The organism is Streptomyces sp. AC555_RSS877 (assembly GCF_019049245.1).
Classification (GTDB): Bacteria; Actinomycetota; Actinomycetes; order Streptomycetales; family Streptomycetaceae; genus Streptomyces.
In genome coordinates this window covers 461,028-485,528 of the sequence record NZ_JAGMUK010000040.1, presented here as the reverse complement: position 1 = coordinate 485,528, position 24,501 = coordinate 461,028, and the positions used below count along the sequence as shown (strand labels likewise).

Here is a 24,501-nt window from a genome sequence, read left to right as displayed (position 1 = left end):
GCCGGCGCGTTCCGCTGCGCCGTCGCCTGAAGCCCGCCCGCGTCCAGGCGGTCAGCCGCCGAGGGCCGCCATCACCACGTCCTTGGCCTCCTCCTGGATCCGGCGCAGGTGGTCGGGTCCCTGGAACGACTCGGCGTAGATCTTGTAGACGTCCTCGGTGCCCGAGGGGCGGGCGGCGAACCACGCGTTCTCGGTGGTCACCTTGATGCCGCCGATGGCCGCCCCGTTGCCGGGAGCCTCGGTGAGGACGCCGGTGACCGCCTCACCGGCCAGGGTGTCCGCCGTGACCTGCGCGGGCGAGAGCTTGGCGAGCAGCGCCTTCTCCTCGCGGGTCGCCGGGGCGTCGATGCGGGCGTAGGCGGGATCGCCGAAGCGGGCCGTCAGGGCGGCGTAGTGCTCCGACGGGGTCTTCCCGGTGACGGCGGTGATCTCGGAGGCGAGCAGCGCCAGGATGATGCCGTCCTTGTCGGTGGTCCACACCGAGCCGTCGCGGCGCAGGAACGACGCGCCGGCCGACTCCTCTCCGCCGAACCCGAGCGAGCCGTCGACCAGACCGTCCACGAACCACTTGAAGCCGACGGGCACCTCGACGAGGCGCCGGCCGAGGTCGGCGGCGACGCGATCGATCATGGAGGAGGACACCAGGGTCTTGCCGATACCTGTGTGGGCGGGCCACTGCTCCCGGTGGGCGTACAGGTAGGCGATGGCGGCGGCCAGGTAGTGGTTGGGGTTCATCAGGCCCGCGTCCGGGGTGACGATGCCGTGCCGGTCGGCGTCGGCGTCGTTGCCCGTGGCGATCTGGAAGCGGTCGCGCTGATCGATGAGGGAGGCCATCGCGTACGGCGACGAGCAGTCCATACGGATCTTGCCGTCCCAGTCCAGCGTCATGAAGCGCCAGGTGGGGTCGGCGAGCGGGTTGACCACGGTCAGGTCGAGCCGGTGCTCCTCGGCGATCCGGCCCCAGTAGGCGACGGACGCCCCGCCGAGCGGGTCGGCGCCGACACGGACGCCGGCGGACCGGATCACGTCCAGGTCCAGGACTGCGGGCAGGTCGGCGACGTAGCTGCCGAGGAAGTCGTAGCGGCCGGTGCCGGCGGCGCTGACGGCCCGGGTGTACGGGATGCGGCGGATGTCCTTCATTCCCGCCGCGATGATCTCGTTGGCGCGGTCCTGGATCCAGGAGGTCGCCTCGGAGCCGGCGGGGCCGCCGCTGGGCGGGTTGTACTTGAAGCCGCCGTCGGCGGGCGGGTTGTGCGAGGGGGTGACGACCACGCCGTCCGCGAGGCCGGTGCCGCGGCCGCGGTTGTGGGTGAGGATGGCGTGCGACACGGCCGGGGTGGGCGTGTAGCCGTCGGCGACGTCGATGAGCACGGTCACGTCGTTGGCGGCGAACACCTCCAGCGCGGTGACCCGGGCGGGCTCGGACAGGGCGTGCGTGTCGGCGCCGAGGAAGAGAGGCCCGTCGGTGCCCTGAGCGCTGCGGTACTCGCAGATGGCCTGGCTGGTCGCGGCGATGTGGTCCTCGTTGAACGCCGTGTTCAGGGACGACCCGCGGTGTCCTGACGTACCGAACGCCACCCGCTGCCCCGGGTCGGCCGGATCAGGGTGCAGCGAGTAGTACGCGGTGACCAGCCGCGCGATGTCGACGAGGTCCTCCGGACCGGCCGGCCGACCCGCTCGTTCATGCTGCATGTCCGTTCCTCCGCATAACTTGCTCCGACGCTCGACGTCCCATCTTTCCTCGTCGCGCGTGGTTCTCGCCATGGCGGCGGGCCCCGAGAGGCGCGGCCCGCAGTGACAGCGGGCGCGTCCAGGGCCACTCCAGGCTGACGTCAGGCGTCCTCGACCGCCGCGGTGACGGGCGTGCCGATCTCCACCGTGCGGCTGACCGTGCAGAGCCGGTCGTGCGAGGTCTTGACCGCCCGCGGGAGGATCGCTCGGGCACGATCCGCGCCGTCGACGTCCGGGAAGGCGACGGAGAAGGTGACCGCGAGATCGGTCATCCGGTTGCCGAACTCGTCACTGGTCTTGTGGCCGGTGACCGCGACGGAGAACCTGAGGGGCTCCGCGTGCCGGCTGGTGGCCACATCGACGTCCACCGCCGTGCAGCCTCCGAGCGCGGCGAGCAACAGCTCGACCGGGGTGAACTCGGCGTCCGCGTGAGGATCGGAGCCGGTGCCGAAGCTGATCGTGCCGCCGCGAGCGTTCGTCGCGGTGAAGTGGCCGGTGCTGGTTCGCTCGATGGTGACGGAGCGCAGAGAGTCGTCGGTCATGCCGCCGACACTAGAGTGCGAGTCAGCCGAGCGCTGGACGGTCGCTTGTTCCGCCACAACGGCCCCGGCCCCTACGGTGGCCGTACATCGCCGCACAGGCGGCGAACTCGGCGCAAGCCGCGCCGGCTGTCAGCGGGTGCGGCGGCCGCGAGGCCGTTCCTTGGCGTCGTACTCCTGCCGGGCCTGCTCCACCTCGCCCAGGTTGACCGACCAGTCGGCGAGGGCCGCGAAGAGCGGGGCCAGGCCGCGGCCCAGTTCGCTGATCTCGTACTCCACCCGCGGTGGAACCTCGGGGTGATAGGTGCGCACGACAAGCCCGTCGCGTTCCAACTGCCGTAACCGGTCCGTCAGCACCTTGGGTGTGATGGTGGTGATGCGGCGCTCCAACTCCACGAATCGATGCCGCCCGTAGGTGTGCAGCGCCCACAGGATCGGAGTGGTCCACCGGCTGAAGACGATGTCGACCACCGGGGCGATCGGGCATGCCTGTTCGGGGGCGACGTCGACAACGTCCATACGAGCAACCGGAGTTGTGTTGTGGGTCACAGTGAGCCCTTCTCTCCATTACTTTCCTCTAGGTACCTACTATCCCCGCGTTGCTAGCTTCCGTGTGTCCACAGAAGAACCGACAACGGGAGCGAACATGATTGTGGTGACTGGAGCCACGGGCAACGTCGGGCAGCCGCTGGTGCGGGCGCTCGTGACGGCTGGTGAACAGGTGACCGCGGTGTCCCGAGGGATCTCCGCGCGGGACATGCCACCGGGGGTACGGCACCATCAGGCCGACCTGGCCGAGCCGGCCGGCCTCGCGCCCGCTCTCGCTGGTGCTGACGCGCTGTTCCTGCTCACCTCGGGCGACTTCGTATCCGCCGGCGGCAGTGTCAGCGGCGTCCTCGATGTCGCGCGGGCAGGGGGGATCCGCCGCGTTGTGCTGCTGTCCTCCCAGGGTGTCGCCACGGGAAGCCACCCTGCGACGCTTGAGGACGCGGTGACGCAGTCGGATCTGGAATGGACCCTGCTGCGGCCGGGAGGGTTTGACTCCAACACCTTGCAGTGGGCCGACATGGTCCGCACCCAACGGGTGGTCCGCGCACCGTTCGGTGATGTCGCGCTGCCGACCATCGACCCGGCCGACATCGCCGAGGTCGCCGCCGTGACGTTACTGGACGGCGGTCATGTCGGCGGGGCCTACGAGCTGACCGGGCCGGCACCGATCTCGCCTCGGCAGCAGACCATGGCCATCGCCGAGGTGCTGGGGGAACCGGTGCGGTACGTCGAGCAGAGCCGAGCGGAAGCCCGGGCGCAGATGCTGCGGTTCATGCCCGAGCCCGTCGTGGAAGCCACCCTTGACATCCTGGGCATGCCGAAAGCCACGGAGCAGCGGGTGAGCCCCGACGTCGAGCGAATCCTCGGCCGGCCGCCCCGCACGTTCACCGAATGGGCTGCCCGCAACATCGCAGCCTTCAAGTAGATGACGGCGCCCATCGGTGATGTGCCCGTATTGAGGTTCCGTCCACACGTCCGCCTCTGTCAATTCACGGCATCTGCTGTCACACCCGTCGTGATGCCCACTCGACACCAGGCCTACATCCGCCACTGACATCGGCTCATCGTCAACTCCCGCTCCGAGTAGGGTATTTGGGTGCCGCAGACACAGTCACGGCACCGTCCCTCAGGAGCACACATGGCTCGCCGACCGCAGGCTTGAGGCGGTCCACGGTGAGGGGTGAACTCGTCTCAGACTGTTCAAGGGAGGACACCCGGCTTCCGGTTGTCCGTACTATCGCTACGGCAGGGCACTGTGCATGGGGTATGACTGCCCTCCGCAGACATACCCCAGGACAACAGCACACGCTTGTGTCAGGCCCGTCGACTTCGGCCTTCGGCCGAGGAAAGGTTGTGCGTCCCATGTCTGAGAACGCTTCCGCCACCGAACTGTCATCGCAGTACACCGCTCAGGTGAGTGCCGACCTCGAGCGCAACACCAAGGAGCAGGAACGAGTCGGCGCGGAGATCGCCGCCCTGCAGGAGCAGTTGACAGCCCTGCAGCGCGACCACGAGGTGCTGGTCAGCATCCAGCGCGCCATCGGCACCGAGCCGCCTTCGGCCAAGCCTGTGGCCCCGTCGGACAGTGTCGCGGTGCCCGCTCCCCGGAAGAAGACCACCGCCAAGAAGACCGCCGCCAAGTCCGGCCCGGGCAAGCGCGCCCGGACGACGAAGACCGCCTCCAAGCCTCGCGCCGCGACGGACAAGCCGGCCGCCGAGAAGCGCGCAGACACGACCGAAGCCGCCAAGACCGCACAGCCGACCCTGGTCGACCTGGTCCGCAGCCACCTCGCCGAACAGAGCGAACCCCGCTCGGCGGCCGAGATCGCCACGGCCCTCGGCCAGAGCCATCCCGACCGCAACATCAAGACGACCGTGGTGCGTACCACCCTCGAAGGGCTGGTCGCCAGGACCCAGGCGCAGCGCAGCAAGCAGGGTGCGTCCGTCTACTACACCGCGCCCGACGCGTCGGAGCAGGCGGCATCGCCGAAGGACAAGAAGCAGCCCGCCTCAGCCGACGCCTGAGCCGACACCGCCGATCCGCGCAGGCGGTCGGTGATCCGCCTGGTCCTGACCGCCGCCGCGTATCGGCACCATGCTGTCCGGACGACTTTCGGGACCACGTGCGCATGGTCCGTCCGGACACCGACGCAGCTTCGTCGCCTGTCGTGTCGCCTGGAGGGACGGATCTCGCAGCTCCCATCCGTGGACCTGGCCTGCCCCCTCCGTTACTGCCGCGCCGCATGGGGTTCGGTGGCATCGATGCAGTCGTGGAGGACCTGGCGCGAGCGGACGAGCAGGTCGATCTGTTCGTCCAGCCCTTTCAGGCGAGCTCGCAAAGTGGTCAGGAGCTCGGGGCAGGGCTCGAGGTGCGCACTCCTCCGTCCGCTGGGCGATGTCCTCGACGGCCGGGTCCTGGTGAACCTGACCTCGGGCACCACGGCGCAGGCCCGTGAGCATCGGCGCCGCGGACGCCGTCATCGTCTACAGCGGGAGCCGGTCGGCCTTCGACCTGCACGGGCAGACCCTGCGGAGCCTCGGCGCGGGAACGACGTGCTGGGCCCTGATGTGGGGGATCGGGAACGGCTTCCTGCAGGGCGCCGCCTTGCTGGGCGCGGCGGGCGTGGACGCCGCGGCTTTCGTCCCGCCAGCCAAGCAGGGCATCGAGACCGTGACCGGCCGGCTGTACGACGCTGTACGACTACGCGCAGCAGGTCCACGGCGGCACATACCCGGCCTTTGACGCGACCATCGAACACGGCGGCAACAGCTACGCAGCGATGATCGAGCAGTTCCGCAAGCCCTCAGGACACCGCCTGTGGCATCAACCCGGGCGGTCTCAGGTCAGTCCGGGAGCAGCAGTCGGCATGTCTCCCCCGGCTGCACCGAGACCGAGCGGTCGGGCAGCCGGATGTCGATGGGTGACCGGCCGGACGACGGGACCGCGATCTCCAGACTCCCTCGCTCCATGCGCAGTCGCACGCCCCAGTGCCCCTGGTATTGGAGGGCGAATCCGTAGGAGGACAGCTCCGGCAGCGGCACCGGGTCCAGCCAGAGAGCGCCCCGGCGGGTCTCCAGCCCGGTCAGTCCGCGCTGGACGAGGTCGAGGGTGCCAGCCATGGCACCCAAGTGGATGCCCTCGCCCGTGGTGCCGCCCTGGAGATCGGCGATGTCACCCTTGAGTGCCTCCTGGCAGAACGTCCACGCCTCGGCCCGCCGGGCCCGGGCCAGCACCCAGCCGTGCACCAGCCCGCTGAGTGTGGAGCCGTGGCTCGTGCGGGCCAGGTAGTAGTCGACGGTGCGCCGCCAGGTGTCCTCGTCGAGCCGGTGGCCCAGTCTGTGGAACAGGCCCTGCAGTTCGGCCGGTGAGAAGAGATAGCCGAGCATCAGTACGTCCGCCTGCTTGGACGCCTGGTAGCGGTTGACGGTGTCCCCCTCCGCCTCCAGGATCCGGTCCAGGCGGCGGATGTCCCCGTACCGCTCGCGGTAGCCGTCCCAGTCGAGCTCGGCGAGGTCGCCGTAACCGGCGAACTGGCTGACGACGTCATCGTGGAAGGGCACGTGGAGCGTGCGGGAGACGTCCTGCCACCGTTCGAGTTCACCACCGTCCAGCCCCGTCCGCTCGACGAGTTCGCGTCGGCGCGGTTCGGGCAGGTCGTCCAGTACGTCCAGGGTGCGGGTGAGGACCCAGGCCGCCGTGACGTTCGTGTAGGCGTTGTCGTCCAGGCCGGGCTGTGACGCGCCGGGACAGGCATCGTGGTACTCGTCCGGGCCGACGACGCCCCGGATGCGGTGCCGCCCCAGACGGTCGTCGTAGGTGGCGGAGTCGGCCCAGAAGCGGGCGATCTGCAGCAGCATCTCGGCGCCCTTGGTGTGCAGGAACTCGGCGTCCCCGCTCGCCTCGCAGTACTGCCACACGTTGTACGCGATCGCCGACCCGACGTGGTGCTGCAGGTGGGTGTGGTCGGGCAGCCAGCGCCCCGAGCGTGGGTTGAGATGGAGCTGCTGGGTCTCCTCACGGCCGTCGCTGCCGCTCTGCCAGGGGTAGAGCGCGCCTTGGCGGCCGATGCGCCTGGCGGCTGCGCGGGCCTGCCCGAGGCGCCGGTGACGGTAGTGCAGCAGGGCCCGGGACACCTCGGGGAAGTGCAGGTTGAGATACGGCAGGACGAACAGCTCGTCCCAGAAGACGTGTCCGCGATAGGCCTCGCCGTGCAGTCCCCTCGCCGGTACCCCAGCGTCGAGGTCGGCGGTGTGCGGGGAGAGCGTCTGCAGCACGTGGAAGAGGTGCAGCCGCAGAATGGCACCCGCGTCGCCGGGCACGTCGAGTTCCGCGCGGCGCCACAGCTGGTCCCAGGCCGTGAGATGCGACTCCAGCAGGTCGTCGAAGCCCGGGGCGCCGCTCACCCGGTCGATCGCGGCCCGCAGCGGGTCGCTGATCGCCGGGTCGCGCGAGGTGTGCAGGGCGACGGTCTTGTCGACGGTGACGGTACGGTCCGGTGTCAGGCGCAGGCGTACCCGTTGGACGGCGCACTCGGATGCGTGAGTGTTCGATGCGGGCTCGTCCGTGGTCAGGCGGGCCGCCATGCCGACGCGGATGTCCGACATACGGGTACGGCAGCGCAGCCACACGGTGTCCGGGGTGGCGGTGCCGGTGTGCACGTGGGTCAGGTGGCGGCCGTCCAGCTCCCGGTAGCGCGCCACTCCCGCGTTGGTGACGGCTCCGTCGAGGGCCGCCTCGACGTCGACCTCTCCGGAGAAGTCCTCGGCGGTGAACTCGGTGCGCAGCGCGGCCAGGTGGGGGTCCGCCATGTGCACGATGCGCAGTTGGCGCACGGCCAGGGTGCGGCCCTTCCCGAGGTCGTACCGCGTCATGCGTTCCAGCATCCCCGACGACAGATGGACGAGCTGTCGGTGCTCGAGTACGGCCGCCGTGTCGGGGACGAGCCACTGCTCGCCGCGGACGCGGAAGCGCAGTGGCAGCCAGTTGGGCAGGTTGACCATGTCCTCGTTCTCGACCTGGCGGCCCGCGACCTCGGAGGTGAGCCGGTTGTAACAGCCGGCCGCGTACGTCCCCGGGTAGTGCACGTCGTCCGCGTCGCATTCGGGCAGCGCTCCGCGGGTGGCGAAGTAACCGTTGCCCAAGGTGCACAGGGATTCCCGAAGCCTCTCCTCCGCGGGGAGGTAGCCGTCGTACTCCCAGATCCAGTGCGTCACTTCGGCGTACCTCCCGCGAGCGGCTCGCTCAGATCGCGTACCACGATGTCGGCACCGTGCCGCAGCAGTCTCTCTCGTGTCGGAGCCGGCGGCGCGGTCCACGCCGACGAGGAGAGCCAAGCCACCACTACGGCCCGCTGCCCGCCGGCCGCACCTTTCCGGCGCCGATGTGGGTCAGTCCCGTTGCGGCACGATCGCCACCGGGCAGTCCGCGTGATGGGGCAGGGTGTGGCCGACTCGGCCCAACTGGAGACCGAAGTAGCCATGCCTGCGTCTGGCCCCGATGATCACCAGGTCCGCGGCGGCCGACCGGTGCAGCAGGATCTTGCGGGCCGGGCCCTCGACCGTGGTCCTCCGTACCTCGACACCCGGGTGCTCCGTCTCCGCGTCCTGGAGGGCCGCGTCGAGCAGGGCCGATGCCCGCTCCTCGTGGTAGCGCTCCGCTTCGCCGGCGGGCGGGGGACGGCCCATGCTGACGTGTGCGGGGCAACGCCAGGCGCGCACGGCATCGAGAGTGGACTTGCGGGCCGCGGCCTCCCGGAAGGCGAACCGCACCGCTTCACCGCACGTGTCGGCCTCTCCCACACCGAACAGAATGCGCTCGTGGGCGCCCTCCAGGGCCGCCTTGTCCCCGCGGACCACGATCACCGGGCAGGTGGCACGGGCCGCCACTCCGAGGCCGACCGAGCCGAGGAGGACTCCCTTCAGCCCGCCACGGCCGCGTGCCCCCGTCACCAGGGCGGATGCGTTGTGGCCCGCACGCAGTAGTGCGTCCACGGCCTCGTCCGCCAGCAGCTCGGCCGACACCGGCACGCCCGGGTTGCGGCGCCTGGCACGTTCGGCGGCGGATCCGACGATGTTCTGCGCCATCGCCTGCGCGGAGGGCCGATCCACGGTGCCCGGCGAAGCGGCACCTTCATAGCGCTCCCACTTGGAGGCATGGACGAGCCGCAACGGCAGACCGAGCCGGGCCGCTTCGTCCACCGCCCAGTCGACCGCCAGGAGGCTGGAGTCCGATCCGTCGACGCCTACGATCAGGGGCAGCTCCATCGTCCCCACCGCCTTTCGTACGGCTGCGTGGGTCTCACAGCCAAGGGGCTCTACCGTCAGCGTCGCACCGCGACCGGGCGGGAGGGAGGGGGTGACCCGGCACTCTTCCGGGGAATGATCTGCCTGAGCGGGACCCGCTGCGGGAAGCCACTCCCCGGTACGTAATACTCTCCCAATGAATTCGAGCGTTACGCCTGGGAGCGGGCCGATCACGATACGGCGGGCCGTCGCGCGGGACGCCAAACGGCTCACACGCCTCGTGCGTGGCTCGCGGGCCTATGAAGGGCAGTACGCGGCCATGGTGGCGGCCTACCGGGTGGGTCCCGACTACATCGAGACCCACCGTGTCTTCGTGGCCGTCGCCGACGACGAACACGAGAGCCGTGTCCTCGGGTTCTACTCGCTCGTCCTCGCCCCGCCGGAGCTCGACCTGATGTTCGTCGCCGACGGAGCACAGGGACGTGGCATCGGACGGCTGCTCGTCACGCACATGAAGGCCGAGGCCCGCGCCGCCGGGCTCGACCACGTCCGAGTGGTCTCGCATCCTCCCGCCGAGGGCTTCTACCGCAGCGTGGGTGCGGTGCGCACCGGGACCGCGGCCGCGAACCCGCCCGCCGTGGTGTGGGACCGTCCCGAGCTGGAGTTCCTCGTTCCGCCCGACCCGGCAAGGGAGGCCGGCGAGATCCTCGAGGGCAGTCCGAGGGTGCCGACCGGTCCGGGCCTTGGCGGAACGGCGTAGGCAGTCGTCCAGGGCGGGCTCAGGGCCGCACGACACCGCGACGGCATGCGCGGGAAGCGGGATCAGGGGCTTCAACGGGCTGACCGGGAGCCATACTTGACAGTGCGGGGGAATCGTCCCGTGGTGGCATGGTGCGAGAGAGGAAGCGGCCAGTGGGCAGCGTCAGCAGGGGACTCGGCAAGGCCGAAGTGAAACTCAAGTGGGACCCGAGCGACTGGAACCGGCCGCCTCATCATCTCGACATCATCGCCACGACGTACTCATCGGACGAGCCCTACGGACAGCCGGTGTACGTCGTCCACTTCGACAGCCGCGCACCGGACGGCACCATCAACATGAGCCGGCACAGCCAGACCGGCCAGGGCTTCGGCTTCGTTGAGGCGATGATGCTGGAGTTCGACCGCCTGGCGCCCTCCTTCGCCCGGGTGGTCGTGGGGGTGGCCATCCATCAGAACAGCGGTCCCAAGACGTTCGGTGACCTATCGAATGCGGGAGTTCTGGTCCTCGACGGCTATACGGAGCTTCTGAAGGACGACTTCGCGCAAGTCGCCGGATCCACCGCCACGACGGTCGCGGAGTTCACCAAGGATGCCTCCGGCAGGTGGGAGTTCCACGAAATGATCCGCGGTTTCGACTGTGACCCGATGGTGTTCGCCGTCGAGATGGGCAACGCCCCGCGGCTGTGAGCAGGTGGCCTTCAGGGGCGTGTTGAGCCGATGTCGCCGTCCGCGCCCGAAGCGACTCGGGACGCGGTCCGCAGACGCGCAAGGCAGGCATAAAAAGCGCGTAAAGGCTGCCGGAATCCGGCAATGACCGGTGCAGTGGGCACATGGGACCATCCCCACGGCGTGTCGGCAACGACCGCGAGGGGGTGAAGATTGGTGACTCTGTTTCCCCACCGAGGGCTCCTACCCGGAGGACCTCGGCCGCCCGGAAGCCGCCCGCGCCAAGCAGGAAGCCGACATCGCCGAGGCGGTGGCCCGGCGGGCTGCCGAGCAGGCGCGGCTGAAGGCCGAGGAGGAGATCGCCGTCGCCCAGCGGACGTTCGCGCTGAAGCAGGCCGAGATCAAGGCCGAGACCGACGAGGCCGCCGCGCGCGCCGCGGCCGCGGTCCGCTGGCCGAGGCCGAGCGGTCGCAGGAGGTCCTCGCCGAGCAGGAGAAGGTCGCCGAGCGGCAGGCCGCTCTGACCGACCGCGAGCTGGACACGAAGGTCCGCAAGCCCGCCGACGCCGCCCGCTACCAGGCCGAGCAGGAGGCCGAGGCCCGCCGCATCGCCCTGGTCAAGCAGGCCGAGGCGGACGCCCAGCGGTCGAGGCTGACCGGTGAGGGCGAGAAGGCGCACCGCGCCGCGCTCGCCGACGCGGTACGCCTCGAGGGTGAGGCCGAGGCCGCCGCGATCGGGGCGAAGGGTGCCGCCGAGGCCGCGGCGATGCAGAAGAAGGCCGACGCGTCGCCCAGTACGGCGACGCGGCCGTGCTCCAGATGCTCGTCGAGGTGTTGCCGCAGGTCGTCGCCAAGGCGTCCGAGCCGCTGAGCGCCATCGACAAGATGACGGTGATCTCGACGGACGGCGCGAGCCAGCTGTCGCGGACCGTCGCCGACAACGTCGCCCAGGGCGTCGAACTCCTCCGCTCCACCACGGGAGTCGACCTTGCCGAACTGCTGAGGAACATCACCCGACGGACCGGCGGCGCGCAGGGCGCGACCACGGCATCCGCCGCCGCCAACGGAAAGATCGAGGTCACCGGCTGACGTCGACGTCGAGTGGCGCAGCGGGCCCGGACGGTCCTCCGACCGCCCGGGCCCGCCCCACGACTCGGCGGCGCGGGCCGGCTGGGCGGTTGTTCGCCGGCTCGACGGCGGCCACGCGGTCGGCGAGTGGGCCGGGGGTGACGACAACACCCGGGCCGCCGTCGTCGTACGGCGCGCCCTGCAAGGGATCCTGACCCTCGTGATCGGCACCCGGCGGCACACCGGCCTCGCCGATGCGGGCCTCGGAGAGCGGGTCCGGGCCGGGACCGGCGGGGAAGAGGCGGCGGAGGGGCCGTACGAGCAAGCTGGTCGATCGCCAGGCGACGAGCAGCGCGGCGAACGGCACGGTCATGCGCAGCAGTTCGGCGCCAGGTCCTGGGGACATGAACACGGCCGCGACGACCGCCCCTGCGACACTCGAGGACCAGGCGAGCACCGTCAGCACCGAGAAGGCGACCGACACAGGGACTCCGCCCATGCCCCACGCCCGGAGATCCGCGTCAGCGTCGAAGGTGTCGGTGGCGGCGACGCCCACGGCGACCAGCAGCCAGAAGCACACGATCACGACGAGAGCGGCGGTGAGCAGGATCGTCGGCAGGCCCGTGGCAGCTGTCACGAAGACCCGCATGCCCCACCCCCGCGCCTTCCGTCCACGGCCCCCGTGAGACGCGTCCCGCGGCACGCGAACCGGTCTCGATTCCCGGTGCCGGCACCTGCCGGTGTCCGGCACCGGGAATCATCCGTGCTCCCCGCGGACCATGCTGCCCGATCGGATCCCCGCCACGCATTGCCGGATCCCGGCAGTGTTCCATAGGGTCTGCATGCCGGTCGCGGTCAATGAATCGTCACTGGCACGTCAGCGATCCGGGGGGACGACGTGGTGGTACGGGAGATTCCCGAGCAGTATCTCGAGGGCTACGACCGCATTCTGGCCGACGTAGCGGCCACGGGTCGGCGCCTCACCCGTGACGAGATCGCTTCGCGTCGGGCCCTGGGTGAACAGGCCGCGGAGGCCGGTCACGGGCTGCGCACCCTCGTCAGCGCCCACCTGACCGCCGCTCGCACGGCCTGGCCGAGCACGTCGGGCTCGGCCGACAGCGCGCTTGCCGCCGTACAGCAGGTCATCGACGCCTTCGCCGAAGGTTACGAACGCGCCCAGCGCCTCGCCGTGCGTCAAGAGGAGGCCGCCCGCCGCGAGTTCATCGACGACCTCCTGTACGGCCGCAGCGATCTGGGCCGCCTCGCGGAGCGCGCGGAACGCTTCGGCCTGCGTTTCTCCCACGCCCACGCCGTCGCCGTCGCGCAGGGCCCGGCCGCCTACGACGAGGGCGACCCCGTGCCCCGGCAGGTGGAACGCGCCCTCATCGCCCGCTTCGGCGACCGCAACGTCCTGCTCACCACCAAGAACGGCCGCCTGCTGTGCATCGCCCCGGGCCACCAGGACGAGGTCCTCACGTACTTCGCCCAGCAGGCGCACGCCGCCACCGGCGGCGGCCGGGTCGCCGTCGGCCGCCCCCAGCCCGGCCCCGGCGGCGTCGTCCACTCCTACGAGGAGGCACTCAACGCCCTCGAACTGGCCGAGCGACTCGATCTCGACGACCCGGTACTGCGCGCCGCCGACCTGCTCGTCTACCCCGTCCTCACCCGCGACCGGCAGGCCATGGCCGACCTCGTCGTGAACGCCCTGGGCCCGCTCACGACGGCCCGCGGCGGCGCCCAGCCCCTCCTCGACACGCTCACGGCGTACTTCGACTCCGGCTGCGTGGCCGCGGAGGCCGCCCGCCGTCTCACCCTCAGCGTGCGTGCGCTGACGTACCGCCTGGAACGCATCCACAAACTCACCGGCGCCAACCCGGCCGATGCCACCCACCGTTACATGCTCCAGACGGCGGTCATCGGTGCTCGCCTGCTGGACTGGCCCGCCAAGGACCTCTGACCCTTCGGCCGGCCGGTGCCGGCGGCTCGTCCGGCACGCCTGGCCGGACCGGTGTGGCCTGCGGGGTTACGGTCGGCGGCATGGACGGTGATCGCCGAGGGTGGCGCCAGTGTTTGCTCAGCGGGGCGGTGTTCGCCGTGTGCATGGCCGGCACCACGCTGCCGACTCCGCTTTACGGCCTGTACCAGGAGAAGTTCGGGTTCTCCGAGCTGACGGTGACCATCGTGTACGCCGTGTACGCCTTCGGGGTCATCGGCGTGCTGCTGCTGGCGGGCAACGCCTCGGACGCCCTGGGCAGACGGCCCGTGTTGCTGTGGGGCCTGGGTTTCGCGGCGGCGAGCGCCGTCTGTTTCCTGTGCGCGGAAGGGCTGGGCTGGCTCTATGCGGGCCGGCTGCTGTCGGGGCTGTCGGCCGGTCTGTTCACCGGGGCTGCCACGGCCTACGTCATGGAGTTGGCACCGTACGGCGGCGCCTCCCGGGCCACGTTCGTGGCGACCGCCGCCAACATGGGCGGGCTGGGCTGCGGTCCACTGCTCGCCGGAGCACTCGCTCAGTACGCCGCCTGGCCGCTGCATCTGCCGTTCGCCGTACACCTGGCCCTGGTGGCCTGCTCGGCCGCCGTTCTGCTGCGGCTGTCGGAGACCGTACGGGAGCGGCGGCCACTGAGTACCGTACGGCCGCAAAGGCCGGGCCTGCCCGCGGAGGTGCGGGCGGTGTTCGGGCCGGCGGCGACCGCCTCCTTCGTGGGGTTTGCGTTGTTCGGCGTGTTCACGTCAGTGAGCCCGGCGTTCCTTGCCCAGTCCCTGAACGTGCACAACCATGCCGTGGGCGGGCTGATCGTCGCCCTGGCCTTCTTCTCCTCGACCGCCGGGCAGTTGGCCGTCGGCCGAGTCGGGGTGCGGCGGTCGCTGCCGCTGGGCTGCGCCGGGCTCTTCGTGGGGCTGGCACTGCTCGCCGGTGCGCTGTGGTGGAACCTGCTGCCGCTGGTGGTGCTGAGCGCGGTCGTCGGCGGGACGGGACAGGGGCTGGCGTTTCGCGGTGCGTTGTCCGCAGTCGCCGAGGCGTCTCCGGAGGACCGGCGCGCGGCGGTGATCTCGACGCTGTTCGTCGTGGCCTACGCGGGTATCTCGGTGCCGGTGATCGGTGTGGGGGTACTGACGGGTCCGATCGGTCTGGAGGGCGCCGGTCTGGTGTTCATCGCGTGTATGGCCGTCCTGGTCTCGATCGCGGCCCTTTACCTGCTCCGGCGGCCGGTGCCGGCGAGGACGTGAGCGCGCCTCGGGGGCGCGACGCCCCCGGGGCGGCCGACAGGAGCCGACGGTGAACGCACCGACCCACGCCGGGTCCTGAGGTCACCTCGACTGTCCGCGGGTCTGCTTCAGTTCGCGGTCGAGGGCCCAGGCGTCGGCGACCGGCCCGAGGTGGCCGAGCTTGTCGGGGTTGATCACCGAGCGGATGGTCTGGATCTGCCCGTCGAGTACGTCGAGGACCATGGTGTTGAGCACCTTGCCGTCCCGGTCGCGGAAGATCGCTCCGGGTTGGCCGTTGACCTCGTGCGGCTCGAAGGTCACGTCGATCCGGGCCATCCAGGGGAAGACGGAGGCGAGCAGCCGTGCCACGTTCTCGGCGCCGGTGACGGCCCTGGCCAGCTGCGGGGCCTTGCCGCCGCCGTCCCCGACGATCGACACGTCGGCGGCGAGCAGGTCCCGCAGGCCGGTGACATCGCCTTCGCGGAGGGCGTCGAAGAACCGGGTGGCCAGCTCCTGCCGTTCCTGACGGTTCGCTTCGAACCGTGGCCGTCCGGCCTGCATGTGCCGCCGGGCGCGGACGAGCAGTTGACGGCACGCCGCCTCCGACCGCCCCACCGCCGAGGCGATCTCGTCGAAGCCGAAGCCGAACACCTCCCGCAGCACGAACACCGACCGCTCCAGCGGGCTGAGCCGTTCCAGGAGGAGCAGCGCCGCCATCGACACCGAGTCGGCCAGTTCCGCCGAGCGTGCCGGATCCTGATAGGGATCGGCGAGCAGCGGCTCGGGGAACCACGGCCCGACGTACTCCTCCCGCCTCACCCGTGCGGAGCGCAGTACGTCGATCGCGATCCGCGTCACCGTGGCGGAAAGGTATGCCTTGGTCGATGTCGGCCGGGTCACCGAGGCGTCGAAGCGCAGCCAGGTCTCCTGGACCGCGTCCTCGGCCTCACTCACGCTGCCCAGAATCCGGTAGGCGATCGAGAACAGCAGCGGCCGCAGCTCTTCGAATTCCTCGACCTTGCTCACGCCGTCTCCCCCTTGCGGTCCTCCCGCCCGGCGTGCTCGCCGTCGCGGGCATGTTCTGGTGATCCTCCGGTCCGCCGGCGGCGCGGAGCAAGGCCCCGGGGCCGGAGGCCCGGAGCCCGCGGTCGGGCCCGGGCCGGTTGCCGACGGTCGTTCAGTGGAACTGCCCGACCTTGTAGTCGCCGGCCGGCTGCCGGGTGATGATGTTCAGCCGGTTCGCCGTGTTCATGAAGGAGACCAGGATCACCAGGGCGGTGAGCTGCTCCTCGTCGTAGTGCTCGGCGGCACGCGCCCAGACGTCCTCGCTCACCCCCTCGGCCGCGTCCGCGACCCGGGTCCCCTGCTCGGCCAGCTCCAGCGCGACGCGTTCGGCCTCGGTGAAGACCGTGGCCTCCCGCCAGGCCGCCACCAGGTTCAGCCGCACCGGGTCCTCGCCGGCGGCGACGGCCTCCTTGGTGTGCATGTCGATGCAGACGGCGCAGCCGTTGATCTGACTCACGCGAAGCGCCACCAGCTCCTGGGTCGCGGCCGGCAGCGGCAGTTCCTTGAGCGCCTGGCCCGCCGACATGAAGTACTTGAGGACCTTGCCGGCGGTCGGGCTGGCGAAGAAGTTCAGTCGCGCGTCCATCGTGTGCTCCTCCGTGGTCGTCAGTGGCTACACCCCTGAGACGAGGTAGCCCGACGCCCTGTGACACGGACGCGTGTGACCCACGTCTCCCCCTTTAAGACGCCTGGGACGGTGGCTCCGCGCTACCGGTGCGGAGCGGGCGCGGTCCCGGTGCGCAGGCGGGCGCCCTGGCGCAGCAGCTCGTCCTGGACGAGGGGATGAGCCACCTCGCGCGGGGGGCGGCCCTGGCGCACCGCCAGGGCCGCGCACACGCCGGCCGCCTGACCGGTGGCCATGGCGATGGGCATCACGCGGTAGGAGGAGTGCGCCACGTGTGTGCCCGAGATGCAGCGCCCGGCGACCAGGAGCCGGTCCGTCTCCCGTGGCAGGAGACAGCGCAGCGGGATGTCGTAGAAGCGGCCGGCGGGTACGCGCTTGAGGAGGGTGCCGGTGCCCTCGGGATTGTGGATGTCGATCGGGTAGGCGCCGTGCGCGACGACGTCCGGGAAGGGGCGGGCGGCCAGGATGTCGTCGCCGGTGAGCTTGTAGTCGCCCAGGATGCGGCGGGTCTCCCGGACACCGATGTGGGAGCCGCTCTGCACGACGTACGACTCCTCGAAGCCGGGGACGTGGGTGCGCAGGAAGTGGTCGATCTGCGCGAGTTGGCGGCGGGCCGCGAACTCGGCACGGCTCAGATCCCACACGTTGACCCCCAGTGCCTTGGTGACACGGGTGGTGTTGACGCTGACCTCGCCGGGGTGCGGGGTGGCGAAGAACAGCATGTCCTCGCGCGGCAGCCGGAGTTCACCGTCCGCGGTGGCCTCCTGGATCAGGTCCCACAGGCCGTGCACGCCGCGCCACTGGTCGGGGTGTGTGCGGACGTACTCGGCGAACCGCGGGCGTACGAAGTCCGCCACCCGGAACATGAGTGTCATCGGCTGCACGAGTTGGTCCTCGTCGCGGCCGATCTCGTACGGGGCTCCGCAGGCGGCCGCGACATCGCCGTCGCCGGTTCCGTCCACGACCACTCCGGCGTCGATCGCCACCGGTCCCGACTTGGTCTCGAACACCACCCGCCAGCCGTCGTCGAGCGGCAGCGCCGAGGAGGCGAAGGAGTGGAACAGCATCCGCACTCCGGCCTCGTCGAGCAGATCGAGCAGCACCAGTTTGAAGATCTCGGGATCGAACGGCACGGTGTAGCCGGTCTCGACGGAGGGCGGGACGCAACCGCCGCGTTCGGACAGCCGGTCGAGCAGCCGCCACAGCACCCCGGCGACGACCGGTTCGCCCTCGCCGTGGTCGGTGGGCAGCAGCCGGGTGGCGTCCCCGTCCCCGAAGACGGCCTGTTTGTGCTCGTTGTGGAAGGACATCAGCGGCATGACGAGCGCCGCGGTCGCGTTGCCGCCCAGGAATCCGTAACGCTCGACGAGCACCACCTCGGCGCCGGCCTCGGACGCCGCGAGCGCGGCGCCACAGCCGGCGGGGCCGCCGCCGACCACGAGGACATCGGTGCGGCCCGCGTACCGGGCGTGCCGGGGCGGCAGCGTGACCGTGCGGTGTTCTCGGGGTTCTTCCAGGATCGGCATGCGGTGCTCCCGTCGGCGGCCTTCCCGATGCGGACAGAGGCGGCCGGGCCCGGGTCGGTCAGGCCCTCGCGCTCTCGACGGTCCTGAGGCCGTAGGAGCTGCCCAGATCGTCGATGGTGTCGAGCAGAACCCCACAGCGGGCGGAGGTCTCCCGGGCCAGCTCGCACAGCTCGCCGACGCGGGAACGCAGCTCGTCGTGCCGCTGGGGGTACTCGTCCCACAGCCGGTCCACTTCCGCCAGCAGCAGTCCGGCCTGCTCGCGCGCCACCCCGACCAGCGCCGGCGCGCCCATCCGGCGGGCGAAGTCGAAGACCTTGCCCGAGTAGGGCAGCGGCAGGAACGGCAGCCCCGACAGGGCGGCGAAGATCAGGAAATGCAGGCGCATGCCGACGGCCAGGTCCAGATGGCGCATGAAGCCGAGGACCTGCCCGGGGCTGTAGGTGCCGTTGAGGATGCGCCCGTGCTCCGGGGCGGTCATGTGGGACAGCACGGCGTGCGCGTGACGCACGTCGTGGCGTTCCATCGGGAGGAAGACCACGTGGGCGTCCAGGCGCCGGACCAGGAAGTCCGCCACGTCGGCGAGCAGCGCGTGATAGTCGGCCTCGTCGAGCTTCTCGGCCGCCCGGCCCGGTTCCCGGACCGACATGCCCACCAGGCGGGTGTCGGTCGGGATGCCCTCGTTCCGCATCATCCGGTCGGTGAACGGCTCCGCGGTCAGCAGCAGCGCCGGATCGGCGGTGACGGTGACCTCCCGCTCGACCCCGACCTCCTCCAGGACCAGCCGGGACTCCTCGTCGCGCACCACGAGGTCGTCCATCTTCGGCAGCACGTCACGCACCGCCTCGCGGTCCTCGGCCTCCCGCAGCGGCCCCGCGCCGACGGCGTACGCGAACGTCCGCACGCCGCGGGACTGCGCCGCGCGGACCACCCGCAGGTACCGGCGCGCCTCGCCGTCGTAGAGGATCCCACCGCCGCCGAGCACCAGCAGGTCCAGCCCCGACACCGCGTCCATCACCTGGCTCTGCGCGACCCCCTCCCAGCTCACGACCTCGTCGACACCGCTGTGGTGGAGACGGGTGTGCTCGGCGTCGCGGCTGAAGACGACCAGCCGGGCGTCCGGGCGGTGGGTGCGCAGAGAGCTCAGGACGCAGGTCAGGATCGATTCGTCGCCGATGTTGAAGCCGCCGTAGGACCCGAGCACGCCGATGCGTGGGGCCGGTGCGCCGGTGATCGGGCGCAGATGCTCGTGGGGGAGGGTCATCTGTGGGCTCCCGTCGCGTCGGAGTCGGTCACGGTACGGACGTCGGTCCAGAGGTCAGGGACCGGGTACCGGTCCCGACGGTATGCGAGGTCGGGGCACGTCGCCGCCGCGGCGGACGCATCTGCTCTACCGGCTGGGTTGCCGTGGACCCGGACGGCAAACCCTCCGAGCGGGCGGTGGAGCGGGATCCGACGGTGTCCAGCGCGTCCGGCCCGGCAACCGTCCCGCCCTTCTCGGGCGCCCGCGAGTGGGCGAACGGCTTCCCTTCCCGGCCCGCCGTGCCCGCTCACGGATCAGGCCCACACCGCGGGCGCGGGCGCTGCGCGCCGTCGCGTGCCCCGTCGCCGGTCCGACGGGGCTCACCTCTGTGCCGGCCGGACGTCGAATCCTCCGCGCCCGTCGCATCGAACATCGAACACCGCGTCGAAGCCCTCGTCGCGAGACGGCCGGCGCAACCGTTTCATCGTGGCGAGGACGCCGATCTCGGGGACCCTGGCCCGCCCCATGCGTGCGGCGTTGCGACGCAGGGACTCCGCCAGGTCGGGAGGGAACCAGTACGCGGTGACGGTGGCACCGCGGGCGTGCCCGGCGTCCACCAGTGGCCGCCAGTCCTCGGGTGAGGGATTGGTGTTGTCGACGGCCACGGACAGCCCGGCGGCCAGGGCCTCCTCGACCAGCCGCATCTGGCGGTCCTGCTTCCGGCGGGCGCCCCGCGGGAAGAGGTCCTTGCTCACCAGGGCGAACCGGCCCTTCAGGCACCGCTCGTAGAACGTGGTCTTCCCCGAAGCCTGCAGCCCGACCAGCACCACCACTTCGGCCACGGCGCTCACCCCTCCTCGGCTGCGGCACGTCGCGCCCAGGCCTTGCCGTCTACCCGTCTACCCGCCTGCGTCCATCGTCCTCACCGTCGCGCGGTGTGGTCGTAGAACCCGTGGCCGCTCTTGCGGCCCAGGCGTCCCGCGGCGACCATGCGGCGCAGGAGCGCGGGAGGCGCGTACAGGGGTTCCTTGAACTCCTCGTACATCGACTCCGCGACCGCCTGTGCGGTGTCGAGGCCGATGAGGTCGAGCAGGCGCAGAGGGCCCATGGGGTGGGCGCAGCCCAGTTCCATGCCGCGGTCGATGTCCTCCGGGGTCGCGGAGCCGGACTCCACCATGCGTACCGCGGCGAGGAGGTAGGGCACGAGGAGTGCGTTGACCACGAAGCCGGAGCGGTCGGTCGCCTCGACGACCTCCTTGCCGAGGGCTTCGGAGGCGAAGGCCCGGGCCCGTGCCAGGGTGTCGGGACTTGTCGTGAGGGCCGGGATGATCTCGACCAGGGCCTGCACGGGGACGGGGTTGAAGAAGTGGATGCCCAGGACATGTGCGGGCCGCTGGGTCGCCACCGCCAGGTCGACTATGGGGATCGACGAGGTGTTGGTGGCCAGGATGGCTTCGGGGTCGGTGACGACCTGGTCGAGGGTTTTGAGGACGCCGGTCTTCAGGTCGCGGTTCTCGGCGACGGCCTCGATCACGAACTGGCGGTCGGCCATGGCCTTGAGGTCGTCCGTGAAGGTCAGGCGGGAGCGTGCGCCGTCCCGCGCCGCCTCGGAGATCTTGCCGTGGCGCAGGCCGCGGTCGAGCGAGGCCTCGACGCGTCGGCGGCCGGCCTCGGCGGCCTCCGCGGACGACTCGGCGACCAGTACGTCGATGCCGCTGCCGCTGAGGGCGGCGACCTCGGCGATGCCGGAGCCCATGAGACCGCAGCCGACGACACCGAGACGCGAGACAGTTTCCATGCGGGTGGCCTTTGCTTGGGACGAAGAGACGAGTGCTGGGGACTGCTTGGGGCGTAGAGAGACGAAGAGTGAACCGGCTTGCGGACAGGCCTGGTTCAGACGTTGCGGCGGTATTCGCCGCCCACTTCGAAGAACGCCTCGGTGATCTGCTGGAGTGAGCAGACCCGGGCCGCGTCCATCAGTACGGCGAAGGCGTTCTCGCCGCTGGTGGCGGCACGCCTGAGTTCGGTGAGGGCGGCCTCCGCCTCGGCGCGATGACGTCCGCGGAAGTCCTCGACGCGGGCGAGCTGGGACTGCTTCTCCGCCTCGGTGGCGCGGGCCAGTTCCACCACCGAGTGCTCGCTGTCACCGCCGGGCTTGCGGAAGGTGTTGACGCCGATGATCGGCAGCGTGCCGTCGTGCTTGCGCTGCTCGTAGAGCATCGACTCGTCCTGAATGCGGCCGCGCTGGTAGCCGGTCTCCATGGCACCGAGGACTCCGCCGCGCTCGCTGATCCGCTCGAACTCGGTCAGTACGGCCTCTTCGACGAGGTCGGTGAGTTCGTCGATGATGTACGAGCCCTGGAGCGGGTTCTCGTTCATCGCCAGACCCCACTCGCGGTTGATGATGAGCTGGATGGCGAGGGCCCGGCGGACGGAGTCCTCGGTGGGGGTGGTGACGGCCTCGTCGTAGGCGTTGGTGTGCAGGCTGTTGCAGTTGTCGTAGATCGCGATGAGTGCCTGCAGGGTGGTGCGGATGTCGTTGAAGTCCATCTCCTGGGCGTGCAGGGAGCGGCCCGAGGTCTGGACGTGGTACTTGAGTTTCTGGCTGCGCTCCCCGGCCCCGTACTTCTCGCGCATGGCGACCGCCCAGATGCGGCGGGCGACCCGGCCGAGCACGGTGTACTCGGGGTCCATGCCGTTGGAGAAGAAGAAGGACAGGTTGGGCGCGAAGTCGTCGACGGACATGCCGCGGGCGAGGTACGCCTCGACGTAGGTGAAGCCGTTGGTGAGGGTGAAGGCGAGCTGGCTGATGGGGTTCGCGCCGGCCTCGGCGATGTGGTAGCCGGAGATGGACACCGAGTAGAAGTTGCGCACTCCCTGCTCGATGAACCACTCCTGGATGTCGGCCATCATCCGCAGGCTGAACTCGGTGGAGAACAGGCAGGTGTTCTGGCCCTGGTCCTCCTTGAGGATGTCGGCCTGGACCGTGCCCCGGGTGTTCTGCAGGACGTAGGACCGGATCTCCCGGCTCTCCTCGGCGGTCGGTTCGCGGCCGTGTTCGGCGGTGAAGGCGTCGAGCCGCTGGTCGATGGCCGTGTTGAGGAAGAAGGCCAGGACGGTGGGCGCCGGGCCGTTGATGGTCATGGAGACCGAGGTGGTGGGGGACGTGAGGTCGAAGCCCTCGTAGAGCGCCTTCATGTCGTCGAGGGTGGCCACGGAGACGCCCGAGGTGCCGACCTTGCCGTAGATGTCGGGGCGCAGGGCGGGGTCGTGGCCGTAGAGGGTGACGGAGTCGAAGGCGGTGGACAGCCGGGTGGCCTCGCTGTCCTTGGACAGATAGCGGAAGCGGCGGTTGGTGCGCTGGGGGTCGCCCTCGCCGGCGAACATCCGCGCCGGGTCCTCGCCCTCGCGCTTGAACGGGAACACGCCCGCGGTGAACGGGAAGCGGCCGGGCAGGTTCTCCGCGCGCAGGAAGCGCAGCAGTTCGCCGTGGTCCACGTATCGGGGCAGGGCGACCCGGGGCACGAGGTTGCCGGACAGCGACTCACGGACCAGTGCGGTGCGCTGCTCGCGGCCGCGGGTGACGGTGACCAGTTCCTCGCCCGAGTACGCCTGCACCGTCTCCGGCCAGTCCGCCAGGAGGTTCCGCGCTGACGCGTGGAGACCGTCCTCGGCGTCGGCGAGCAGTTTCTCGACGTCCGCGGTGGGTGCTTCGACGGCGGCCAGTTCGTCCCGTACGGCGGTCAGCCGCTGGACGCGCCGGGCGGCGTCGGCCTGCGTGGCCGTGTCGGCGTGGTAGCCGCGTACGGTCTCGGCGATCTCGGCGAGGTAGCGCACCCGGGTGGTGGGCACGATCTGCGCAGCGCCGCTGGAGTGCCGCACGGTGGACACCGGGAGGGTGCCGGGGCCGGCCGGCAGGCCGTGTTCGGTGAGCAGTCCAAGGAGGTGCTGGTACAGGGCGGTGACGCCGTCGTCGTTGAAGGTGGCGGCGCTGGTGCCGTAGACCGGCATGTCCTCGGGACGTGAGCCGAACGCCTCGCGGTTGCGCACCAGTTGGCGGCCCACGTCGCGCATCGCGTCCGCCGCGCCGCGCCGTTCGAACTTGTTGATGGCGACGACGTCGGCGAAGTCCAGCATGTCGATCTTCTCGAGCTGGGAGGCGGCGCCGAACTCGGGTGTCATGACGTACAGCGAGACGTCGGAGTAGGGGGCGATGGCGGCGTCGCCCTGGCCGATGCCGGGGGTTTCCACGATCACCAGGTCGTATCCGGCGGCCTTGCAGGCGGCGATGGAGTCGGTGAGGCCTTCGGGGAGTTCGTGGTGGCCGCGGGTGGCCAGGGACCGGAAGAAGACCCGTTCGCCGTCGAGGCTGTTCATCCGGATCCGGTCGCCGAGCAGGGCGCCGCCGCCGCGCCGCCGGGTGGGGTCGACGGCGAGCACGGCCACGCGCAGCTTGTCCTGCTGGTCGACGCGCAGCCGCCGTACGAGTTCGTCGGTGAGGGAGGACTTGCCCGCGCCGCCGGTGCCGGTGATGCCGAGGACGGGTACGGAGCGGGCGGCCGCGGCGCGGCGGAGCGCGGCAAGGTCCTCGTCCGGGACGGTGGCCGTCTGCAGGGCGCTGAGCAGCCGGGCGAGTGCGGGGCGTTCACCGGCGAGTACGGCGGTGAGCTGGGCGGGGGCATCCTGCCAGGGCGCCGAGTCGCACTCCCTGATGATGGTGTTGATCATGCCGGTGAGGCCGAGGCGCTGCCCGTCCTCCGGGGAGAAGATGCGCACTCCGGCGTCGGCGAGCCGCTGGATCTCCTCGGGGACGATCACCCCTCCCCCGCCGCCGAAGACCTTCACATGACCGGCCCCGCGTTCGCGGAGGAGTTCGGCGAGGTATTCGAAGTACTCGACATGGCCGCCCTGGTAGGAGCTGACGGCCACGCCCTGGACGTCCTCCTCCAGCGCGGCGTCGACGACCTCGCCCACCGAGCGGTTGTGGCCGAGGTGGATGACCTCGGCCCCCTGCGCCTGGAGGATGCGCCGCATGATGTTGATCGAGGCGTCGTGGCCGTCGAAGAGGCTGGACGCGGTGACGAGGCGCACCGGGTGCTGCGCTTGGTGGAGCTGCGGTGTGCTGGTGCCATCGCTCACGGTGTGTTCTCCGGACGGCCTGCCCGTGGGGACGGGCGACGGGTGGGGGGCTGAGATTACTAGGACGTCCTAGTAAATTACTAGGACGTCCTAGTAATTCGGCCGCTTTCTCATCGACTGGCTGTAGTCAATGACAAGAAACAAG

The 24,501-nt window shown here is 70.7% G+C and carries 20 protein-coding genes and 1 pseudogene; 8 read left to right on the top strand and 13 right to left on the bottom strand.

From position 1 onward, the window contains the following. Window positions 1-51 precede the first annotated feature (51 nt). The 3 genes from pgm to KUM49_RS19550 form a co-directional block, all read right to left on the bottom strand. Window positions 52-1,692 carry a phosphoglucomutase (alpha-D-glucose-1,6-bisphosphate-dependent) gene (gene pgm, locus KUM49_RS19560; protein WP_217238142.1) on the bottom strand — a complete coding sequence of 547 codons (1,641 nt, stop codon included), beginning with the start codon at window positions 1,690-1,692 and terminating at the stop codon, window positions 52-54. Window positions 1,693-1,832: 140 nt separating this feature from the next. Beyond that, window positions 1,833-2,273, bottom strand: coding sequence for an OsmC family protein (locus KUM49_RS19555; RefSeq protein WP_217238141.1), 441 nt, complete (start codon window positions 2,271-2,273; stop codon window positions 1,833-1,835). 129 nt (window positions 2,274-2,402) lie between these two features. Continuing rightward, window positions 2,403-2,789 (bottom strand): helix-turn-helix domain-containing protein, encoded by a 387-nt coding sequence (locus tag KUM49_RS19550; RefSeq protein WP_217238140.1) that lies wholly within the window; start codon window positions 2,787-2,789, stop codon window positions 2,403-2,405. Between the two features lie 127 nt (window positions 2,790-2,916). Between KUM49_RS19550 and KUM49_RS19545 the strand changes: the two genes are divergently transcribed. The 3 genes from KUM49_RS19545 (at window position 2,917) to KUM49_RS19535 (ending at window position 5,562) form a co-directional block, all read left to right on the top strand. Continuing rightward, complete coding sequence (locus KUM49_RS19545; RefSeq protein ID WP_217238139.1) at window positions 2,917-3,744, top strand: NAD(P)H-binding protein; 828 nt, start codon at window positions 2,917-2,919, stop codon at window positions 3,742-3,744. A gap of 437 nt (window positions 3,745-4,181) precedes the next feature. Further along, on the top strand, window positions 4,182-4,844 hold the full coding sequence (locus tag KUM49_RS19540) for a hypothetical protein (protein ID WP_217238138.1): 663 nt from the start codon (window positions 4,182-4,184) through the stop codon (window positions 4,842-4,844). A 427-nt stretch (window positions 4,845-5,271) separates the two neighbouring features. Beyond that, complete coding sequence (locus KUM49_RS19535; RefSeq protein WP_217238137.1) at window positions 5,272-5,562, top strand: hypothetical protein; 291 nt, start codon at window positions 5,272-5,274, stop codon at window positions 5,560-5,562. Window positions 5,563-5,663: 101 nt separating this feature from the next. Here KUM49_RS19535 and KUM49_RS19530 read toward each other — a convergent pair whose 3' ends face one another. Together KUM49_RS19530 and KUM49_RS19525 are read right to left on the bottom strand one after the other, a co-directional pair. After that, entirely contained in the window at window positions 5,664-8,033 is a 2,370-nt protein-coding gene (locus tag KUM49_RS19530; protein WP_217238136.1) for a glycoside hydrolase family 65 protein, read from the bottom strand. Window positions 8,034-8,207: 174 nt separating this feature from the next. Continuing rightward, the gene (locus tag KUM49_RS19525) at window positions 8,208-9,083 is read right to left on the bottom strand and encodes a universal stress protein (RefSeq protein ID WP_217238135.1); all 876 of its coding nucleotides are present in this window, start codon (window positions 9,081-9,083) and stop codon (window positions 8,208-8,210) included. Between the two features lie 175 nt (window positions 9,084-9,258). Here KUM49_RS19525 and KUM49_RS19520 point away from each other — a divergent pair, with 175 nt between their 5' ends. The 3 genes and pseudogenes from KUM49_RS19520 to KUM49_RS19510 all read left to right on the top strand — a co-directional run. Then, window positions 9,259-9,822: a GNAT family N-acetyltransferase gene (locus KUM49_RS19520; RefSeq protein WP_217238134.1), complete on the top strand. Its 564-nt coding sequence runs from the start codon at window positions 9,259-9,261 to the stop codon at window positions 9,820-9,822. Between the two features lie 152 nt (window positions 9,823-9,974). Continuing rightward, window positions 9,975-10,508: a TerD family protein gene (locus KUM49_RS19515; RefSeq protein ID WP_217238133.1), complete on the top strand. Its 534-nt coding sequence runs from the start codon at window positions 9,975-9,977 to the stop codon at window positions 10,506-10,508. Between the two features lie 211 nt (window positions 10,509-10,719). Beyond that, window positions 10,720-11,575, top strand: a pseudogene (locus KUM49_RS19510) (flotillin domain-containing protein); the annotation flags it as partial. On the opposite strand, the gene KUM49_RS19505 reads toward KUM49_RS19510, so the two are convergent. After that, window positions 11,565-12,191 (bottom strand): hypothetical protein, encoded by a 627-nt coding sequence (locus KUM49_RS19505; protein WP_217238132.1) that lies wholly within the window; start codon window positions 12,189-12,191, stop codon window positions 11,565-11,567. The pseudogene KUM49_RS19510 and the gene KUM49_RS19505 overlap by 11 nt on opposite strands. A gap of 261 nt (window positions 12,192-12,452) precedes the next feature. On the opposite strand from KUM49_RS19505, the gene KUM49_RS19500 reads away from it, so the two are divergent. After that, window positions 12,453-13,511 (top strand): helix-turn-helix domain-containing protein, encoded by a 1,059-nt coding sequence (locus tag KUM49_RS19500; RefSeq protein ID WP_217238131.1) that lies wholly within the window; start codon window positions 12,453-12,455, stop codon window positions 13,509-13,511. An 80-nt stretch (window positions 13,512-13,591) separates the two neighbouring features. After that, on the top strand, window positions 13,592-14,782 hold the full coding sequence (locus tag KUM49_RS19495; RefSeq protein ID WP_217238130.1) for an MFS transporter: 1,191 nt from the start codon (window positions 13,592-13,594) through the stop codon (window positions 14,780-14,782). An 81-nt stretch (window positions 14,783-14,863) separates the two neighbouring features. On the opposite strand, the gene KUM49_RS19490 is transcribed toward KUM49_RS19495, so the two are convergent. From KUM49_RS19490 to icmF, 7 genes are all read right to left on the bottom strand, one after another. Further along, window positions 14,864-15,787, bottom strand: coding sequence for an RNA polymerase sigma-70 factor (locus tag KUM49_RS19490; RefSeq protein WP_217238129.1), 924 nt, complete (start codon window positions 15,785-15,787; stop codon window positions 14,864-14,866). Between the two features lie 151 nt (window positions 15,788-15,938). Beyond that, window positions 15,939-16,412 (bottom strand): carboxymuconolactone decarboxylase family protein, encoded by a 474-nt coding sequence (locus KUM49_RS19485; RefSeq protein ID WP_217238128.1) that lies wholly within the window; start codon window positions 16,410-16,412, stop codon window positions 15,939-15,941. A 122-nt stretch (window positions 16,413-16,534) separates the two neighbouring features. Further along, entirely contained in the window at window positions 16,535-17,977 is a 1,443-nt protein-coding gene (locus KUM49_RS19480) for an FAD-dependent oxidoreductase (protein ID WP_217238127.1), read from the bottom strand. Window positions 17,978-18,035: 58 nt separating this feature from the next. Continuing rightward, window positions 18,036-19,238, bottom strand: coding sequence for a polysaccharide pyruvyl transferase family protein (locus tag KUM49_RS19475; protein ID WP_217238126.1), 1,203 nt, complete (start codon window positions 19,236-19,238; stop codon window positions 18,036-18,038). 359 nt (window positions 19,239-19,597) lie between these two features. After that, window positions 19,598-20,059, bottom strand: coding sequence for an ATP-binding protein (locus tag KUM49_RS19470; RefSeq protein WP_308406664.1), 462 nt, complete (start codon window positions 20,057-20,059; stop codon window positions 19,598-19,600). Between the two features lie 80 nt (window positions 20,060-20,139). Continuing rightward, window positions 20,140-21,015 (bottom strand): 3-hydroxybutyryl-CoA dehydrogenase, encoded by an 876-nt coding sequence (locus KUM49_RS19465; protein WP_217238124.1) that lies wholly within the window; start codon window positions 21,013-21,015, stop codon window positions 20,140-20,142. 95 nt (window positions 21,016-21,110) lie between these two features. Continuing rightward, window positions 21,111-24,356 (bottom strand): fused isobutyryl-CoA mutase/GTPase IcmF, encoded by a 3,246-nt coding sequence (gene icmF / locus KUM49_RS19460; RefSeq protein WP_217238123.1) that lies wholly within the window; start codon window positions 24,354-24,356, stop codon window positions 21,111-21,113. Window positions 24,357-24,501 lie beyond the last annotated feature (145 nt).